Source organism: Exiguobacterium sp. s194, from assembly GCF_018618275.1.
Lineage (GTDB): Bacteria > Bacillota > Bacilli > Exiguobacteriales > Exiguobacteriaceae > Exiguobacterium > Exiguobacterium chiriqhucha.
Window position 1 is genome coordinate 93,876 of record NZ_JACSLT010000004.1, and the last position, 18,834, is coordinate 112,709.

Annotated in this window: 20 protein-coding genes; 13 read left to right on the plus strand and 7 right to left on the minus strand. The window is 54.0% G+C overall.

What is annotated here, in order from left to right; genetic code table 11:
• Positions 1-176 precede the first annotated feature (176 nt).
• Together KNP85_RS06085 and KNP85_RS06090 are read left to right on the plus strand one after the other, a co-directional pair.
• Positions 177-824 (plus strand): TVP38/TMEM64 family protein, encoded by a 648-nt coding sequence (locus tag KNP85_RS06085; protein WP_214802170.1) that lies wholly within the window; start codon positions 177-179, stop codon positions 822-824.
• A gap of 113 nt (positions 825-937) precedes the next feature.
• Complete coding sequence (locus KNP85_RS06090; protein ID WP_214802173.1) at positions 938-2,464, plus strand: methyl-accepting chemotaxis protein; 1,527 nt, start codon at positions 938-940, stop codon at positions 2,462-2,464.
• A 35-nt stretch (positions 2,465-2,499) separates the two neighbouring features.
• Here the strand turns inward: KNP85_RS06090 and KNP85_RS06095 are convergent, their stop codons facing one another.
• Positions 2,500-2,676: a hypothetical protein gene (locus tag KNP85_RS06095; protein WP_214802177.1), complete on the minus strand. Its 177-nt coding sequence runs from the start codon at positions 2,674-2,676 to the stop codon at positions 2,500-2,502.
• A gap of 154 nt (positions 2,677-2,830) precedes the next feature.
• Positions 2,831-3,691 carry an SDR family oxidoreductase gene (locus KNP85_RS06100; protein WP_214802180.1) on the minus strand — a complete coding sequence of 287 codons (861 nt, stop codon included), beginning with the start codon at positions 3,689-3,691 and terminating at the stop codon, positions 2,831-2,833.
• 147 nt (positions 3,692-3,838) lie between these two features.
• Here KNP85_RS06100 and KNP85_RS06105 point away from each other — a divergent pair, with 147 nt between their 5' ends.
• Entirely contained in the window at positions 3,839-4,273 is a 435-nt protein-coding gene (locus tag KNP85_RS06105) for an Rrf2 family transcriptional regulator (RefSeq protein WP_214802181.1), read from the plus strand.
• Positions 4,274-4,295: 22 nt separating this feature from the next.
• Here the strand turns inward: KNP85_RS06105 and KNP85_RS06110 are convergent, their stop codons facing one another.
• The gene (locus KNP85_RS06110) at positions 4,296-5,132 is read right to left on the minus strand and encodes a Cof-type HAD-IIB family hydrolase (protein ID WP_214802183.1); all 837 of its coding nucleotides are present in this window, start codon (positions 5,130-5,132) and stop codon (positions 4,296-4,298) included.
• A 147-nt stretch (positions 5,133-5,279) separates the two neighbouring features.
• Positions 5,280-6,161, minus strand: a complete 882-nt coding sequence (locus KNP85_RS06115) for an AraC family transcriptional regulator (RefSeq protein ID WP_021066189.1) — start codon at positions 6,159-6,161, stop codon at positions 5,280-5,282.
• A 156-nt stretch (positions 6,162-6,317) separates the two neighbouring features.
• Between KNP85_RS06115 and KNP85_RS06120 the strand changes: the two genes are divergently transcribed.
• From KNP85_RS06120 to KNP85_RS06145, 6 genes are all read left to right on the plus strand, one after another.
• Positions 6,318-6,563 (plus strand): hypothetical protein, encoded by a 246-nt coding sequence (locus tag KNP85_RS06120; RefSeq protein ID WP_214802185.1) that lies wholly within the window; start codon positions 6,318-6,320, stop codon positions 6,561-6,563.
• 13 nt (positions 6,564-6,576) lie between these two features.
• A complete protein-coding gene (locus KNP85_RS06125; RefSeq protein ID WP_214802187.1) occupies positions 6,577-7,557 on the plus strand; it encodes an aldo/keto reductase in 981 nt (326 codons plus the stop codon).
• Between the two features lie 90 nt (positions 7,558-7,647).
• Positions 7,648-8,271 (plus strand): DedA family protein, encoded by a 624-nt coding sequence (locus KNP85_RS06130; RefSeq protein ID WP_021066186.1) that lies wholly within the window; start codon positions 7,648-7,650, stop codon positions 8,269-8,271.
• A 130-nt stretch (positions 8,272-8,401) separates the two neighbouring features.
• On the plus strand, positions 8,402-9,319 hold the full coding sequence (locus tag KNP85_RS06135) for a TerC family protein (RefSeq protein WP_214802189.1): 918 nt from the start codon (positions 8,402-8,404) through the stop codon (positions 9,317-9,319).
• Between the two features lie 90 nt (positions 9,320-9,409).
• Positions 9,410-9,583, plus strand: a complete 174-nt coding sequence (locus KNP85_RS06140; RefSeq protein WP_214720335.1) for a hypothetical protein — start codon at positions 9,410-9,412, stop codon at positions 9,581-9,583.
• Between the two features lie 61 nt (positions 9,584-9,644).
• The gene (locus KNP85_RS06145; protein WP_214802192.1) at positions 9,645-9,848 is read left to right on the plus strand and encodes a hypothetical protein; all 204 of its coding nucleotides are present in this window, start codon (positions 9,645-9,647) and stop codon (positions 9,846-9,848) included.
• 14 nt (positions 9,849-9,862) lie between these two features.
• On the opposite strand, the gene KNP85_RS06150 is transcribed toward KNP85_RS06145, so the two are convergent.
• The gene (locus KNP85_RS06150; protein ID WP_128123443.1) at positions 9,863-10,360 is read right to left on the minus strand and encodes a DUF305 domain-containing protein; all 498 of its coding nucleotides are present in this window, start codon (positions 10,358-10,360) and stop codon (positions 9,863-9,865) included.
• Between the two features lie 172 nt (positions 10,361-10,532).
• Here KNP85_RS06150 and KNP85_RS06155 point away from each other — a divergent pair, with 172 nt between their 5' ends.
• From KNP85_RS06155 to KNP85_RS06165, 3 genes are all read left to right on the plus strand, one after another.
• Complete coding sequence (locus KNP85_RS06155; RefSeq protein WP_214802196.1) at positions 10,533-11,987, plus strand: UDP-N-acetylmuramoyl-L-alanyl-D-glutamate--2,6-diaminopimelate ligase; 1,455 nt, start codon at positions 10,533-10,535, stop codon at positions 11,985-11,987.
• A gap of 76 nt (positions 11,988-12,063) precedes the next feature.
• Positions 12,064-12,741, plus strand: a complete 678-nt coding sequence (locus tag KNP85_RS06160; RefSeq protein ID WP_214802198.1) for a response regulator transcription factor — start codon at positions 12,064-12,066, stop codon at positions 12,739-12,741.
• The gene (locus tag KNP85_RS06165) at positions 12,738-14,132 is read left to right on the plus strand and encodes a sensor histidine kinase (RefSeq protein WP_214714420.1); all 1,395 of its coding nucleotides are present in this window, start codon (positions 12,738-12,740) and stop codon (positions 14,130-14,132) included. The genes KNP85_RS06160 and KNP85_RS06165 overlap by 4 nt, the downstream gene beginning before the upstream one ends.
• A 37-nt stretch (positions 14,133-14,169) precedes the next feature.
• Here the strand turns inward: KNP85_RS06165 and KNP85_RS06170 are convergent, their stop codons facing one another.
• Positions 14,170-15,126: a F510_1955 family glycosylhydrolase gene (locus KNP85_RS06170; protein ID WP_131471400.1), complete on the minus strand. Its 957-nt coding sequence runs from the start codon at positions 15,124-15,126 to the stop codon at positions 14,170-14,172.
• 59 nt (positions 15,127-15,185) lie between these two features.
• The gene (locus KNP85_RS06175; RefSeq protein WP_370448607.1) at positions 15,186-17,042 is read right to left on the minus strand and encodes a heavy metal translocating P-type ATPase; all 1,857 of its coding nucleotides are present in this window, start codon (positions 17,040-17,042) and stop codon (positions 15,186-15,188) included.
• 282 nt (positions 17,043-17,324) lie between these two features.
• On the opposite strand from KNP85_RS06175, the gene KNP85_RS06180 reads away from it, so the two are divergent.
• On the plus strand, positions 17,325-18,824 hold the full coding sequence (locus KNP85_RS06180; protein ID WP_251136242.1) for a multicopper oxidase family protein: 1,500 nt from the start codon (positions 17,325-17,327) through the stop codon (positions 18,822-18,824).
• Positions 18,825-18,834 lie beyond the last annotated feature (10 nt).

Consider the following 18,834-nt stretch of genomic DNA (forward strand, 5'->3'; position numbering starts at 1 on the left):
GGAAAGAGGCTTGAAATGAAGTGTATTTACACATGCGTTGACCTATGTTTCCATTTTTAGCCACACTGTTGACCGCAATCGCACATTGCCGACGCATTTGTAAGCTGGCTCACCTTCATTCGAAGACGGAATGCGATACGATAAACAAAAGAACCAATAGAAAGGAGGCGTCCGCTGTGCCCCGCTGGCTCAAACTTAGTCTCATGCTCACCTTGTTCGGGAGTATCTTCTATATCACTCATTTCCACTATGAGCTCCGTCCGTCTGACGTCCGTGACATCGTCCTGTCGTTCGGTTGGTGGGGTCCGGTCGTCTTTTTCCTCATCTATGCGATCGGTCCAATCATCTTCTTGCCGACGTCGGTGCTATCACTTGGGGCCGGACTCGCCTTCGGGGTATGGCCGGGCGTCCTCTATATCCTATTCGGGGCGACGGCGGCGGCCGTGACCGGGTACGTCATGGCCCGCTTGTTCGGACGGTCCGTGCTCAAGGTCGAGAGCTATCCGTGGTCGGAGAAGCTGTTCACACAGATGGAGCAACGCGGTTTTCTATACGTGTTCGTCTTGCGGCTCATCCCGCTCGTCAGCTTCGATTTGCTCAGTTACGCGGGCGGGATTGCTAAGGTCCGGTTCCGGTCGTTTATCCTCGCGACCGTCCTCGGCATGATTCCAGGGACGCTCGCCTACAGTTTTCTCGGAGCGAGTCTCGCCTCAGGGAGCATCACTTTGGTCGTCATCGCCGCCCTCGTCTTCGTCACGTTGATTGGTGTCACTTACTATTTCCGGGAACCCGTCAAACGGTGGCTCGGACTCACGTCAGACTAGAGAAGCGCATCCGCTTCTCTTTTTTTTGCTTCGGCGTGTAAAAACGATAAACATTCGTGTCAATCGGACGATAAATGAGTAGCTATATCGACCTATTATCAGGAGGAATCTGTATGAGTTCTGAAAAACGCAATCAATTGATGCTCGTCACCACGTTCGTCATCGTCTTGACGTCTGTCATCGTCCATCTGCTCCACCGCTTCACCGATTTCGCCTATACGTACACCGTGCTCCGGAACGGTGCCGTCGGCTACGCATATCCCATCGCGACATGGGTCCTGTTTGCCGTCCCAATCGTACTATTGATCGCCATGGTCGTCAGCCAGCGCGTAAAACCACATCTCTTCCCATACTTGATGATGCTGACGCTCACGTTCGCGAGCATCTCGACCGTCGCCGGCGGGCAAGGGCTCGTCGAATATCATTTCTCGATTTTCGTCGTCTTGGCCATTTTGTCGTTCATGCGCCGCGTCGATTTGATCGTCTACAGTACGGTCATCTTCGCCGTGCAACATCTCGCTGGATATTTCTTGGTTCCTGAAATCATTTGTGGAGCAGCGGATTATCCGTTCAGCCTGTTGCTCGTCCATGCGATCTATCTCATCTTACTGAGCGCCGTGCTCATCGCGCAGATTCACTTCCGTAACCTCGAGTCGTCGCGTGTCAAAGCACAAGAAGATGAGACGCGCCGTCTGTTACAGCAGGCCGTCACCGACGCGAGTCAACTCGTCATGACATTGAAGACACATGCGACCGAACTCGAGACGGCAGCCAACCAGTCGCTCCAGTCCGGGGAACAAATCGCCTTCACCGTCGATCCGATCGTCGCCCACGCGACCGAGCAAGAGACGTCGATGAACCACGGGGCCGAGGAGATTCAATCGATTCGCTCCCTCACGGCTCTCATCCAAGAACGGATGGCCCAAACAGCTGCCGCTTCGTCACGGATTGCGGCCGACGCCATCGCCGGGGACGGCGACATGCGACGGATGGAGGCGAAAGTCGAAGAAATCATTAGCGAATCGGAACGACTCGAACGCGTTGTCACGACGATGTCGAACCGATCGACCGAAATTCAAGCCATCCTGCAGCACGTCGAGACAATCAGCGACCAGACGAACATGCTGGCTTTGAACGCCTCGATTGAAGCCGCACGGGCCGGTGATGCCGGTCGTGGTTTCGCCGTCGTCGCTTCTGAGGTCGGCAAGCTCGCCGTCCAGTCACGAGATTATGCAGCCGAGATGACCCGCGTTCTAGGTGGACTGATGGATGACACAATCATCGTCCGCGATTCAGCACAGTTGTTCAAACGCGCGACCGAGAACTGTCAAACCGTCTCGGCCGATGTGACGGCCGTCTTCCATCGTTTGACCGAAGATGTCTCCGAAATCGACGGTCAAATCAGTTCGATTCAAGAGACACGTCAACGCGTGACGTCTCAGATGGAGACGCTCGAGACGCGCCTTGCGACGACGAAACGAGCGGCGAGCGAACTGCAGCAACAGATTCAGCACGTCGCCGCCGCGACCGAAGAACAGGTTGCCATCCAAAAAGAGTTGAGCCACATGTCGGACCGCCTCGCCTCGACCGCGAGCACGTTAGAAGATGTGACCGGTCAGCTCGAAGCCCGAGCGAACTAAAAAACAGACCGCGAATGTGGATTCGCGGTCTGTTTTTATGAATGGCTGAAGAATGAAATTTTTGCAGTCGACCGAATGACGAGTACCGATACGAGCATAAGGATGGCCGCGATTCTAAAGCCCATATCCCCGATGACATTGAATTCATATCTCAGCCCGAACAATAATCCTAACCCTAAGACGACGCCGATTAAGAACATCACGTTTTTCATGTGATCGATCCTTCCTATGTACACCTATGATTATCCATTTATTGTTAGTATACCGGATGGGGATGACGTGTGCACAAATATGTGAAGACAAATCACTAATATTCATCAAAAAACGTCACGTTCTCGATGTTCGAAAACGTGACGTCACTATCGTTTATAACGTTGATACGAGCTTTTGAAGCGCCTCTTTGAGCGGCGTCACCGGACGACCGAGCACCAACTCGAAATCGTTCGACTCGACCTCGAGCGAGCCGTTGCGGATGCTGTCTTGAATGCCGACGACGATCGGAATCGCTCCTTCCGGCACACCAGCGCCGCGCATGACGCCAGCGTAAGCGTCATTACTCACTTCTTGGAGCGTCACTTCACGCCCGAGCACTTCACTGAGCGCCTCGACGAGTTCGGCTTGCGTATGGAGCGGACCTGACAATTCGAAGATGTCTTGTTCGAAATCGTCTGCCATCAAAACGTTCGCGATCGCTTCAGCGTAATCTTCTTGTAGCGCCCAACCGACCTTCCCGTCACGGGCTGCCGTCACCCAAGGTGCGCCGGCGAGCACACCTTGAATGCTACCAAGTTCGTTTTCTAAGTACCAGTTGTTGCGCAAGAACGCGTGCGGGATCCCCGTCCGCTCGATTGCGCCTTCCGTCTCGACATGTGGCGGTGCCATCAAGTTTTGGCTCTCTGTCGCGTCGGCGAGACTCGTATAGGCGATAAACGATACGCCTGCGCGCTCGGCCGCCTCGACGGCGTTCGCATGTTGACGGATGCGTGTGTCGTTGTCCCCGTCCGCCGAGATAATGAGCAGCCGTTCGACACCTTTGAACGCTTCATCGAGTGTCTCTGGCTGGTCGAAGTCGCCGTGTCGCACATCGACGCCTTTCGCTTTCAGTGCTTCTGCTTTTTCAGGGTTGCGGACACTGACCGCGAGTTCACTTGCGGGTACCGACTTGAGCAACACATCGACAATTTTCGAACCGAGTTTTCCGGTTGCACCTGTGACTAAGTATTTCATAAATCATTTCCTCCTTTTAACCTGTAATTAAATCAGTTACATGTAATCATCATAGTTACAGCTTCTTCGTTTGTCAATTGTTTGTTCCCTGTTATACTAAGGATGTAACCAATTCGCTTACATGGTTGTGCAGAAAGGTGGTGGCCTATGTCCATCAGTAGCCGTTTCGCGGTCGGCATTCATATCTTGACGTTGATCGAGGTCAATCAGGACGGCGTCACCTCGTCTGACTTTTTGGCCGGCAGTGTCAACACGAACCCGGCCCTAATCCGAAAAATCATGGCCATGTTGAAGAAGGCCGACTTGATTAAAGTGAAGCCTGGCGTCGCCGGAGCCAAACTGACGAAAGACTTGACCGAGATCTCGCTCTATGACGTCTATCGCGCCGTCAGTGTCGTCGAGGAGAACGAGTTGTTCAGTATCCATGACAACCCGAACCCAGCGTGCCCCGTCGGCCAACATATCCAAGCCACAATCGAACCGATTTTCATCCATGCCCAATCGGCGATGGAGTCTGTGTTGAAGCATGTGACCCTCGCCGATGTCGTGAACGATGTCGCAACGAAAAGCCAAGCAACCTGAAGACAGGTTGCTTGGCTTTTTTTCAGATGAGTCGATACTTTTTGAAGCTATTCGCAAGCCCGTCTTGGTCACAGGCGTCCGTCACATCGTCCGCGACGCGCTTGACCTCGGGTTTGGCATTGCCCATGGCGACACCGACCTTGACGTATTCAAGCATCTCGATGTCATTCAACCCGTCCCCGTAGGCGAACGTCTGCGAACGCTCGAGCCCTAGATGTTCGAGCAACGTCGCAATCGCCGTCGCTTTGTTGACGCCCGGGATGGACAGCTCCCCGCTGTTGGCCCCGAATACGGCGACCGTGCTCGGGATGACGGTGAAGCGGGATGCGAACTCTTGTTGGATGACGTCGAGCGGCACGGATGAGCCGAGGAACGAGATTTTGTTCACGTCGGGACGGACGAGGTCGACCCCTTCCATCATCGCGTCATGGAACGGCTTCAAGCCGCGCTCGATCGTCGCGCTCGCCTCCGGATTGTTCGCCATCAACTCGTCAATCATCGTCGCCACCCGTACCTTGGCGTTGCCGCCGGCGAACAGGCCGTCGTTCGACTCGAGATAGAAGTCGATGCCGTGTTCGGTGAAGAAGGAGATGAGGTGACTCAAATCATCGACGGAGACTTGTTGATGGTATAACACTTCCTCCTCGAGTTCGATGTAGCCGCCGGCTGCCCCGATGATGCCGTCAAAGCCGACGTCGAGAATGTCCGAAAACAGCTCGGCCTTCGAGCGCCCGGTCGACAAGAAGACGAGATGACCGTTCTGTCGCGCCTGCCGGACAGCCTCTTTGGCCGATTCCGGGATGTTGCCGTGGTCATCGACGAGCGTGCCGTCGACGTCTAGAAAGATGATGTGTCGCATAATATCCTCCTTTTTTTGTCCTGAACACAAGAAAAACCTAAACCAGACGCAACACGTGCGCCCAGTTTAGGTTTTGCCTGGCAATCCAGTAACAATCCTGATGTATGTCGTTTTCCCCTCAAGCATACCGCTCGCGCATTTCGTTTGTCAAAGCTGTCGTTGTTGCCGCACGTCGGCCCGTGGCGACAGCCCGAACAACCGGGCATACTCGCGGCTGAACTGCGATTGACTCTCGTAGCCGACTTGGAACGCCGCCTCGCCCACGTCCGTCGCCTGCATGAGCAACAGCCGTCTCGCCTCTTGGAGCCGTAACTGCTTTTGGAATTGGAGCGGGCTCATCGCCGTCACTTCCTTGAAATGACGGTGGAGCGTCGAGACGCTCATGTTGGCGACGCGGGCCAATTCCTCACTTCGAATCGTCTCGTTGAAGTTCGCGATGATGTGGTCGATGACGCGTTTGATCCGGAACGCCTGACTCCCCTCGAACGCCAACTGCCGCAGCATCTCCCCGTTCGACCCTTGCGCCACCCAATACAGGAGTTCGCGCTTATAGAGCGGCGCGAGTGCCACATGATCCGGTGTGTCGACGAGACGAGCGAGACGGAGCGCGACATCGAACAACGCCTCGTCGGCATCGGCGATATACATGCCTCGTTTCGGTTCACGCGGCTCGGTCAGCTCGACGTGCCCGACGGCATCGATCAAGTCGTCAATCGTCAACTCGAGTTTCAACGCCACGTATGGGACGTCTGCGCTCGCTTTCGTCACTTGTCCCGTCACAGGCAAGTCGACCGAGGCAACGAGGTAATGTCCGCCCTCGTAGACGAGCCGTTCGTCACCGAACAACATCTCTTTCCCCCCCTGCAGGATTAGGCAAAATGACGGTTCATTGACGCGTGTGATCGGTTCGGTCACCATCGATTCATGAATGAACGTCATCGCCGGGACGATCGTCGGATGCACCCCGTCCCCCGGTATGTGTCGTGTGATGACGTCAATCAGTTGCAGTCGTGTCTCGATGTCGTTCACCCTCCCTCGGTTTTCTCCCCTTCAGTATACGGCAGATCGTTTTCTTGGACGAGCCCTGTCCAACCTGTTGAGAGGATTAGGCAAAAACACGACATGAACGCGCTAACGCCCGCCCCACATCTCGCGTCATACTGGTGGCAAAGGAGGGGAATCGACATGGAAAAGACGTATCACGTGACGGTCGAACGTGGCTTCGCGACATTGCTCACCCGTTGTGCGCATTTCGCACTTGCCCATAACGTGGTGATTCGGCTCGATTCATTCCGACTCGAACCGACGCCAGAGGCGCTTGTCGAGGCGCTAGCGCTTCCGATCGACACCCATACCGAATTACGATTGACCGTCAACGACGACAGCACCGTGGATGAGTTCGAACGGTTACTCTCCACGTATCAACTTTGAAGGAGGCATTTTCATGGAATACGTAAAACTTGGCAATACGGGACTCGATGTCTCAAGGCTCTGTCTCGGCTGTATGGGCTTTGGCGACGCGAACCGATGGATTCATGACTGGGTACTCGATGAGGCGGCGACCCGTCCGATCATCAAACAAGCACTCGACCTCGGTATCAACTTCTTTGACACGGCAAACATCTACTCGAAAGGCACGAGCGAGGAATACGTCGGACGTGCGCTTCGGGATTATGCGAACCGGGACGAGATCGTTCTCGCGACAAAAGTTCACGGTCGAATGCACGACGGTCCGAACGGTGGCGGCTTGTCGCGGAAGGCGATTCTGTCGGAAATCGATCATAGTTTGAAACGGCTCGGCACCGATTACGTCGACCTGTATATCATCCACCGCTGGGACTATGACACACCGATCGAAGAGACGATGGAGGCGCTCCATGACGTCGTCAAATCCGGGAAGGCCCGCTATATCGGTGCATCGGCAATGTACGCCTGGCAGTTCCAAAAAGCGCTCCACGTGGCGGAACGAAACAACTGGACCCGGTTCGTGTCGATGCAAAACCATTTGAACTTGATTTATCGGGAAGAAGAGCGTGAAATGCTGCCGCTCTGCCGGGAAGAGAAAATTGGGGTCACACCGTACAGTCCGCTCGCCTCGGGGCGCCTGACACGCGACATGTCGACCGTGACCCACCGCTCTGAGACGGACGTGATTCAACGTTCGAAGTATGACGCGACGATGGACGCCGACCGGCTCATCATCGAGCGGGTCGCCGCAATCGCTGAGACGCGGGGAATTACCCGGACACAAGTCTCCCTCGCCTGGCTCTTGCAACAAGACACGGTCACCTCGCCAATCGTCGGTGCCACGAAGCAGCGTCATTTGGACGAGGCGGTCGGTGCTTTCAACGTCACGCTGACAGCGGACGAGATCGCTTCGCTCGAAGAACCGTACATCCCACACGCGGTCGTCGGTGCGATTTGAGTCAAAATTCAACCTCAAGTCGTATGGGCGTGCTCCTTGCCGTCGGGTAAAGTAGACAGAGATGTCACAATACGCAAGGAGAACCGATTCATGGAACAATGGATTCAACAAATGATTGAGCAGTTCGGCTATTGGGGCGTGCTCTTCCTCATCTTTATCGAGAACGTCTTCCCACCTATCCCGTCCGAGCTCATTTTAATATTCGGCGGCTTCTTCACGACGACGACCACGCTTACACCCGTCTGGATGATTCTCGCCGCGACGGTCGGTGCGGTCATCGGAGCCATCGTTTTGTATAGCGTCGGATTATTTTTCGACAAGGAGCGTCTCGAGTCATGGGTCGCGCGTTACGGCAAACGTCTCTATTTGAAAGTGGATGACGTCCGCATGGCCGATCGCTGGTTCGACCGCTTTGGACCGAAACTCGTCTTTTTCGGTCGATTCGTCCCCGTCGTCCGTAGCCTCATCTCGATTCCGGCCGGCATGTCGAACATGCCGTTCGTCAAATTTTTGATGCTGACGACACTCGGGACGCTCATTTGGAACACGGTGCTCATCTTTGTCGGCGTGTACGTCGGGGAGAATTGGCAAGTGTGGCTCGGCCATATCGAGACGTATTCGCATGTCATGTATGGCGTCCTCGCCGTCATCCTTCTCGGACTAGGCGCTTTCATCGTCCGGGTCATCTGGTCACGTCGCTCTGAACAGCGTTAAGTTTGCACACTCCGAAATCGATTCGGAGTGTTTTTTTGTGGAATCGCGGTTTACCCTCTTGACTTTAAGTTCTTATGACCTTAAATTAAACATATAGAGTTCACACGAACTTAAAAAGGAGGAATTATTGTTGACATTACTCATCGCCTTTTTGGCACTCGTCATCTTCATGCTCGCGCTTGACCTCGGGGTGTTCCACCGCAAGGCACACGAAGTCTCGCTCCGTGAGGCATGGACATGGACGTTCGTCTGGATCGGGATCGCCATCGCGTTCGGCGGTTGGTTGTTCTACTCGCAAGGCAGCACCGTCGCGACAGAATATGCGAGCGTCTACTTCATCGAGAAGGCACTCGCCATCGATAACGTGTTCGTCTTCTCGCTCGTGTTCGCCTACTTCGCGATTCCGCTCAAGTATCAGCATAAGGTGTTGTTCTGGGGCATTCTCGGGGCAATCTTCTTCCGGGCCGTCTTTATCGTGGCTGGCGTCTCGCTCTTAGAGAACTTCGGTTGGGTCTATTACGTGTTCGGTGCCTTCCTCATCTATACAGGATGGATGATGTTCAAGAACATCGGTAAGGACGAGTCGCTCGAGGAGAACAAGACGATTCGTTGGCTCGAGCGCCGCTTGCCGATCACGCAAGACATCTCGTCTGGTAAGTTCACGAAACGCATCAACGGCAAACTGTTCTTCACACCGCTGTTCATCGCGCTCATCTTCATCGAGCTGTCGGATATCGTCTTCGCCGTCGACTCGGTCGCGGCAAGCTTCGCCTACTCGCGTGACCCGTATATCATCTTCTATGCGAACATCATGGCGATTCTTGGACTCCGTAGCCTCTATTTCGTCCTTGCCAACTTGATTGACCGCTTCTACTACTTGAAGCACGGACTCAGCTTCATGCTCGTCTTCATCGGAGCGAAGATGGTATTGGGCGACGTATACAAAATGCCGATTTGGATGTCGCTTGGCGCAATCGTCCTCGTCATCTTGGTCAGTGTCGTCTATAGTTTCTATAAAACGAAACCTGGTCAGAAAAATCACGTATAACAAAAGGGAGATGTGCTAGCCTCCCAGGTGGTTCACTTCTCAATTGTGGGTAAACCTTTAGTCTAGCAAACACAGAAAAGGTGGTTACAAATGTTTGACCGTATGGGTGATGTGAGTATTGGACTCGTCTTCGGGATCGTGTTGATGCTTCTGTTCAACAGTCTTTGGGGACTTGGGGTCGGTGTGATGTTAGGAATCTTCTTCCTCGTCGCACCGCGCTCGACAAACCGCCGTACTAGAAAATATATACCGCAAATACGCTGAACCGGGGCAATCGCCTCGGTTTTTCTTATGTATACTGGGGAAAAATCATTTAGGAGGTCACATGGATTATTCAACGACAGAACTGACGGAAGCGAAACGTCAAATCGATTCGATTCTCCATAAACTGCACGAGACCGTGAAAACGCTCGAGGCGAAAGATCACCCCGAGCGTTACAAATCACAACTGACACTCGCCAAACGGCGAATTCAAGCGCTGACGATTGCCGTCGCATTGATTGAGGCCCAACTTCATCCGGACACATGACAACAGCGACCGCATCACTCGGTCGCTGTTGTTGTCGATTTAGCTTCTTTTGCTGCTTCCTCTTCTTCTTTTTCTAACTCTTCAATCAACCGCTTCATCTCTTCAATTTCACGCCGCTGTGCTTCAATGATGTCTTCCGACAACTGTTTCACGCGCGGATCCTCGATCTCGGCCCGCTCGCTCGTCAAGATGGCGATCGAATGGTGCGGGATCATCGCCTTCATCCAACTGACGTCATCGACCGTCGTCTGGCTCCGGACGAGCCATAGCGAGAGCCCGAACACGAGCGCGCTCACACCTAAGATGACGGCGTTCAACTTCTTGTTTTTGTACATGCCCCACATGAACAGCAACATGACGAACGCCATGACCGATCCCATGATGAGCGCCATATACAAGCGTGTCTGACTGAAGAAGACGTGGTCGAGTTGGAACACGTTCAAATACATGAGCCAATACATGAGGAATGTCGACACGAGAATCATCACTCCGAATTTTGCGTAAGGTTTCATCGTCTACTCCTCCTTTTCTGATGGTCTGTCTACATAATCGATTGCCTAATCCAAATTCGTTAAAACATCGGCGACTCGCTCGCGACATGCGCCTCTGTCTCATTTCACTTCTTTTTCACAAACAAGGGCTATACTGTCAAAATGGACTTTGCCGACAAAGGAGAAATTCGAAGTGTTGAAAACCTTGCAAGACCTGTTGACAGAGCTGAAACAGCTCGTGACATGGACGTATATAGACAACCCTGCCGAAACGATGATTGAGGGCATTTCCTTCTCCTCAAAAGAAATTAAACAAAATTTTTTATTTGTTTGTATCTCAGGCTATCGCCATGATGGCCATGACTACGTGAACGAGGCGATTCATAACGGGGCGGTCGCCATCGTCGCCGAACGTCCGATTGAGGCCCGGGTACCTGTCATCTATTGTAAAGATACGAAACATGCCCTCGCCGAACTCGCCAGTGCGTTTTATGACCATCCCTCGACGCGACTTCGTCTGCATGGCGTCACCGGGACGAACGGAAAAACGACGACGACGGCGCTCGCCCATCAATTGTTTGATCACGTCGGCATGTCAGCCGGACTCATCGGCACACTCGGCATCACATACGCCGGGAAGACGTTTGAGACACCGAACACGACGCCTGACCCGTTGACGATCAATCGCCACCTTCACGCCATGGTCGAGTCAGGTGTCACCGACTGTATGATGGAAGTCTCATCCCAAGCCATCGCGGAGGCACGGATTGCCGGCTTGGAGTTCGAGACGACTTCATTCCTCAACCTGTCCCACGATCACTTGGACTATCATGGGACGATGGTGACGTACGCCTACACAAAAGCCCAGTTGTTTGCACAGTTGACGGAGTCTGGATGTGGGATCGTCAATGAAGATGATCCGCATCACACGCTCATGTTGTCGATGGCACCATCCATCGCCAACTCGTTTTTGTTCAGCCGTCAGTCGACTGCCGCGGACTTGGTCGGGCATCGAAAAGACGAGCAGTTCATGCTCGAATTGGGTGACGAAGCGGTCCAATCTCCCCTCCCATTCTATGAGGACTATAACCTCGATAACACGTTGTGCGCCATCAGCATTGTCCTGCAAACCGGGGTTCCGTTGGCAGAGGTCCTTCCTCATGTTAAGAAGTTGACGTTGCCGAGCGGACGCCTCGAACGAGTGACCGGAATCGAACAATCGGTCTATATCGACTATGGACATACGCCGGACGCCATCAAACAAGTCGTGACGGCATTGACGGCCCGCTACCCTCGTGTACTCGTGCTGCTCAGTGCTGCCGGCGAACGTGACCGAATGAAGCGAAACATCATGACAGAGGTCGTCGTTGCTTCAGGCGCGGATATGATTTTGACGGTCCATGACCCACGTCACGAAGATCCGCAACAAATCCTTGACGATTTGGCGACGGGACAATCTGCCGAGCTTGCACGTTTCGACGAACGCGAAGCAGCCATCCGGTTCTTCTGCGAACGGATGGACGGCTACGACTGTGGTGTCTTATTCGGGAAAGGGCATGACCGCGTCGAGCGCATCGGAGACGCGGCCGTGCCGTTCGACGAACCCGCACTCGTCCGACGCTTTCTTCAATCGCCCGAACTGCCCTGAGGGACAAGGAGAACGTTCCCCTTCTCTCGAAACCGTTACGTAGACGAGACGGCTCAGAATCATAGGAGGACCACATATGAAAATTTTGATTGTCGATGACGAAATGAAAATGAGACGGTTGCTCCGCTTATTCTTAGAAGGCGACGGCTACACCTGTATCGAGGCCGCTGACGGACGAGAAGCGATGGAACGGATTTCCGAACGTCCGGACTTGGTGATGCTCGACATCATGATGCCCGGCGTCGATGGGATCACGTTGTGCCGCCAAATCAAGGCGCTCGATGCCGAACTGCCCGTCGTCTTGTTGACGGCCCGCTCGGACAGTGAGACCACGATCCGCGGGTTGGACGCAGGTGCCGACGATTATGTCACGAAGCCATTCGAAGGAAATGTGCTCCTGGCCCGGATTCGTGCGGTGTTGCGACGGAGCCGTGTCACCAATGTGAACTACGGACAGCTGCGCTATGAGGAAGCGAGCGGACGGATCCTCTATCGAGAACAAGAAATCGTCATGACGCCGAAAGCGACGGCCATCTTGAAACTGTTCTTGCAACATCCGAACCGGCTATACAACCGGATGGATTTATACGACTTGGTGTGGCCCTACTCGTCCGAGTCGGACCCGCGCACGGTCGATGCCCATATCCGCATGATTCGCGACAAACTCGGTGAGGCCGGCTTCCCGATTGACGATTATTTGAAGACGGTGTGGGGACGCGGCTATCGCTGGACCGAGGAGCGGTCGGACTCATGACATTCCGACGTAATAGCCTCCCGTTCCGAATCAGCCTGATCTTTTTATTGACGACGTTATTGATTGAAGGCGTCTTGTTCTTATTGCTCTACCATACGCTCCTCGGTGAACGTGTCGTCGAAGAAATCGACCGGCTCGAATCGAGAGCGGAAAGCCATGCGAGCGTACTGGCGATGAGTTTTGATGAAGAGACGATTGGCCACGTCGCGACGATGGAGAGCGAGACCGATACGAAAGTCGCCATCACCGCTCCCGACCACTCGATTCTACAGACATCCAACCGCTTCCCCGACCCGCTCTCGGTGCTCGTCCAAACGGAAGCGGACCGAGGCGATGGCAATATGACGACCATCCTCGAAGACGATTGGGAGAACGAACCGTATCTCGCGGTACGGACCCCGATTGATGCAATGGAAGGCGACACCCGCTACGGGTATGTGTATATGTTTCTACCGACCGAGATTATTCATGGCATCAGCCATCGGCTCCAGCTCCGGTTTCTTTATATCACCGGCATCGCCCTCGTCATCACCATCATGACGTTCGTCTTGCTGAGCCGGTTGATTTCAAACCCGATTCAGCTGTTGCGCCGAGCAACCGAGGATGTGTTGACGAATCCCGAAACGTTAACCCTGCCGACGTCCCGAGAAGATGAGATCGGCGAGTTGGCCCGCTCAATTGAAGCAATGTCGCTTGAACTGGCTCGTCTCCGGAAAGAACGGAATCAGTTCTTGTCGGACCTCGCCCACGAGATAAAAACGCCGCTCACGTATCTGCAAGGATATGCCGAAATCGCATCCAAACCGCAGACGCCAGAGTCGTTAAAAGAACAGTCGATTCAGACGATTCTCGAAGAGAGCCAAGCGTTGACCGAGCTCGTCGAGAACGCGTTCCAGCTCGCCCAGTTGGACGAGAACACGTTCACGTTGCATCGCGAACCCGTGGCCGTCGATGCGCTCTGTGACGATTTGCAACGCGTGCTCACCACGATGTTCCGAGTGACACCGATCGCGTTTGCTAGTAGCACCGATTGCTCCTCCAAGGACGTCGTCTTACAGTTAGATCGACATCGCATCTTACAAGTGTTCCGCTCCATCGCCCACAACGCGATTCAACATAGCGAGGCACGCCACGTCCGATTCGATATGCAACTTACGGATGAAGCACTTCACTTCACGATTCAAGACGATGGGAAAGGTATCCCTCAAGAAGATCTGCCTCACATCTTCAATCGCCTGTACCGGGTCGAAAAATCACGTTCCCGTCGTACGGGTGGCAGTGGACTCGGGCTTGCCATCGCCCATCAAATCATCCGGTTGCATGATGGTACGTTGACCGTCGCCTCTGATTCATCTGGGACGATGTTCACCATCACGCTTCCGCTCCACTAAAAAAATCCGGCACCTGAGCTCAGGCGCCGGATTTTTTTCATTTCACTTTTCCTGCTTGCAACAGTTGCGTCCATTCCTCGTCTTCAAAGACATACACACTGTTATCCGATGTCGCTAGCAAAAATCGCCCGTTTTGGCTGACCAGTTCGATCGGGACGCTGTCCGCGTTCAGCGAGGGCAGCTCAACGGTCGTCTCCGTCTCGTCGGTCAAATCCGAGACCACAAGATCGAACGAGGCACCGTCTTTCGTGATTGACGCCAATTTCCCTTTCGTCGATGCCATCGTGACGATATTCTTCTGTTCCAGGAACGGCTCGAACGTGTCTCCCCCGTCGTCTGAGACGAGGATGCCGTCCGGACCATAGACGAAGACGCGTTTCGGTTCACTTGCATCGGCCGTGATGCCGGCGATGCCTCGACCTTCGATGCCATCCATCTCCATCGGCTCAAACGACGTACCGCCGTCGAGCGACCGATAAAAACCTGGTTCGAGTTCACTGGTCGCCGTTTCCAAATACACGTAGAGGCTCTCGGATTCGAAACCCGCACTCATATAGTGAAAATCGGCCTCACCTTCTAACGAGCGAATCTCGAGCGTCTCCCCTTTATCGGTCCCACGGACGACACCGAGGGGATTTTTATACGGCGAATCCTGTGCCGGGTGACCACTCGCATAGAATCCGTCTTTGACGAGCTCGAAGCCCATATAGTCGTGACGGTTCGACGACAATTCGTACCAGCCGTCTTCTCTGAATTCCATCAGTCCCGTATGCGTCGCAATGACCGGACGCCCGTCTGGCCAAAAGCCGGCACCGTGAATATGGGAGACCGCGGTGCCTGTTTTTGTCGCTGTCCAGCGGTCCGGCACCTGTTCCGTCGACGTCTCTTTTTCTTCCGTGACCGGTTCCTTCGACTCGCTCGCTGGTGTCGCACCCCCACACGAGGCAAGAAATACAGTCGTCAAAAACATCGGTACGAGTAGCTTTCGTTTCATAATAGTTCCCTCCATCTTTAGCATCCTCCTCATTATAGAGACCAAAGATGAAAGAATTGTTAAAGCTTGAGCGTCCGGGCATTGAGCGCGACGATGACGGTACTGAGACTCATGAGCACGGCACCGACGGCCGGTGACAAGATGATGCCGATTGGGGCCAACACACCGGCCGCGAGCGGGATGGCGACGATGTTATAGCCGGCGGCCCACCACAGATTCTGAATCATCTTGTTGTATGTGTTGCGAGACAAGTCGAGAATCGACAGCACGTCTTTCGGGTTGCTCCGGACGAGAACGATATCGGCCGTTTCGACGGCGACGTCGGTGCCGCTCCCGATGGCAATGCCGACGTCCGCTTGGGCCAAAGCCGGTGCATCATTAATGCCGTCCCCGACCATCGCCACTTTGCTGCCGTCGGCTTGGACGGTTTGCACTTGCCGTGATTTATCATCCGGCAACACTTCGGCGTACACTTCCTCGATATGAAGTTGCGACGCCACCCAGTCGGCCACTTTTCGGTTGTCACCAGTGAGCATGATCGAACGGACGCCCCGGTCTTTCAACGCTCGGACCGTCTCTTTCGCTTCATCGCGAACCATGTCCGCCAAGGCGATCATACCGACCAAGTCTCCGTCTCGAATCGTGAAGACGACGGTCTTCCCGGCGGCTGATAACTGGTCGAACGCCGTTTCGTCAATTGAGAGCTCATGCTCCCGAATATAGCGGGGGCTGACGACTTGAACGTGACCTCCCTCTACCTGTCCTTCTAATCCAACCCCCGTGATCGAAGCGAAATCGACGACTTCAGGCAACGTCAATTTGCGTGCTTCCGCTTCCCGAAGAATGCCTCGTGCGAGCGGATGCTGCGAGGCCGTCTCGACCGCGGCGGCCAGACGTAACACGTCCTCTTCTGTATGAGCAGATGCGGCTTCAATGTCCGTCACCCCGAAATCGCCTTGCGTCAACGTTCCCGTCTTATCGAAAATGACCGCATCGAGATGACGCGCCTCTTCGAATTGAGTCCGATTCCGAATCAACAGTCCGCGTTTCGCCGACAGGGCTGTCGAGACCGCCACGACGAGCGGAGACGCGAGACCGAGCGCGTGCGGACATGAGATGACCATGACGGTGACCATTCGTTCGACAGCCATACTGACCGGATATCCGAGAGCGACCCAAATGGCGAACGTCAGAACTCCCGATCCGACGGCGACATAAAACAAGAGCTTGGCGGCCCGATTGGCTAGGTTTTGCGTTTTCGATTTGGATTCCTGCGCTTCTTTGACCAAGTCGATGACTTTCGCCAAGTATGTGCTCTCTCCCGTGCTTGTCGTCGAAATCGTCATGCTACCTTCTTGGTTGATTGATCCTGCGATGACGACATCCCCGGTCTCTTTTTCGACAGGCATCGATTCACCGGTCAACATCGACTCATCGACCGTCGTCCGCCCTTTCAGCAGTTCCCCGTCGACAGGAATCTGCTCGCCCGGTTTGACGAGAATCAAATCCCCAGCAGCGAGCGCCGAGACGGGAACGTCCTCGATGTCACTCCCGTTGATGCGGTGTGCCACGCTCGGTAATAGACGAACGAGCTGTTGCAACGCGTTCGACGCACCCATGATTGAGCGCATCTCAATCCAGTGCCCGAGCAACATGATGACGATTAACGTCGCCAACTCCCAAAAGAAGTCATGCCCATGCCCGTATCCGAACACGATGGCAACACTATAGAAGTACGCGACGCTGATGGCAAGTCCAATCAGCATCATCATCCCCGGATTTCGTTGACGCAATTCATCGATGCTCCCTTTCAAAAACGGCCACCCTCCGTAGACGTACACAATCGTCGCCAACACGAATAGCGTCTCCTTTTCATAAGGAAACGTGAGTTCGAAACCGGCCCACTCTTGAATCATATCTGACAAGATGAGAATCGGGATCGTCAGCCCTAACGAGACGAAAAATCGACGCTTATACTCTTCAATCATCCCTTCATGTCCGCCGGTATGCGAGTCATGCGCTTCCCCGTGTTCATGATGAGATGACGCGTGGTGTGAATGTTCCACGTTGACCACCTCCTATGTATACCATATACCCCTATATAGTATATAAAAACTTATTTTCCGTTTAACAAATATTTCATAACTTGTTGGTATAACTAAATAGGCTCTCGCTTTTAACCGAAAGGATGATGCCTTATGAACCGCGTAACGAAATGGGTCATTGGGATGGTTATAGTCAGTATCGTGATTGGATTGTTCTTGCTTTTGTTCACGTTTGCTCCTGGAAACTGGATGATGGGAAACGGTTCATTCATGGGAGATCGAAACGATGGTGGCATGATGCATGGCAACGGCGGGATGGGACGTGGGGGTACCGTCGAGCTCGTCGCGTCGAACGAACCGAATCAACGACTCCCCATCCCGGAACGGCTACGACCTGACCGTGTCACGGACGAGGCGCTCTATTATACGGTTCGTACCGAACGTGGCGAGCACCGGTTTTTCAATCAAGGTGTCAGTACCGAGACGCTCGGCTATAACGGGAATTTGCTCGGACCGATGATTGAATTGCCAGCTGGAAAGACCGTCTATATCAATACAATCAATCAGCTCGATGAACCGACCTCGTTCCATTGGCACGGTCTCGTCATCCCGGGAGCCGAAGACGGCGGACCCCATCAATCGATTGCCCCGGGCGAACAAAGACAAGTTCGTCTCGACATCGACCAAGAACCGGGCACACTCTGGTTCCACCCACATCCGATGGGCGCGACGGCCGAACAAGTATACCTTGGTTTGGCCGGACTCTTGTACGTGACGGATCAAGCGGAGACCGGGTTGCCGAATGAATACGGTGTCGATGACATCCCGCTCATCGTTCAAGACCGTCTCTTCACAGACGACGGACAACTCGATTACGACCGTCAGATGAACGTCGATGGGACGGTCGGTGATACGTTGATTGCGAACGGAGCGATCAATACAACGTTCGACGTGACGACGAATACGTTACGCGTCCGTCTCGTCAACGGCTCTAACGCCCGAAATTTCGACTTCTCCCTATCGAACGGGGAGGCGTTCACTCAAATCGCGACTGACGGCGGATTGCTCGATCGACCGGTTTCGCTTGAGACGTTGACGCTCACACCTAGCGAACGTGTCGAGATTTTAATCGACTTCTCCGACTTGTCGATCGGGGACAATCTCGCTCTTCAAGCTGACCGGATTCCGTTCACGACGTTCACGGTGCGCGACCATACCGAGCAAGACGGTGATTGGACGGATGCTTTCACGGAAGCCCCTGTCGCTAACGAGTCGAGCGAGGCCGATCGCCGGCTCACGTTGTTCGGGATGGGCAATATGGTGACGATTGACGGCAAACAGTTCGACCCTGACCGGATTGACATTAACGTCCGGCAAGGCTCGACCGAGGTGTGGGAAATTTATAACCGAGAAGACATGATGGGCGGGATGACCCACCCGTTCCACGTCCATGGCGTCCAATTCCGGATACTTGAACGGGACGGCAAGCCTCCGCCTGACAACGAACGTGGCTGGAAAGATACGGTCGCCGTCGCACCGGGCGAGAAAGTGAACATTGAAATGACGTTTCGAGAGACAGGGACGTTTATGTATCACTGCCACATTCTGGAGCATGAAGAAAACGGGATGATGGGACAATTGAAAGTAGACTAATCACACTTAA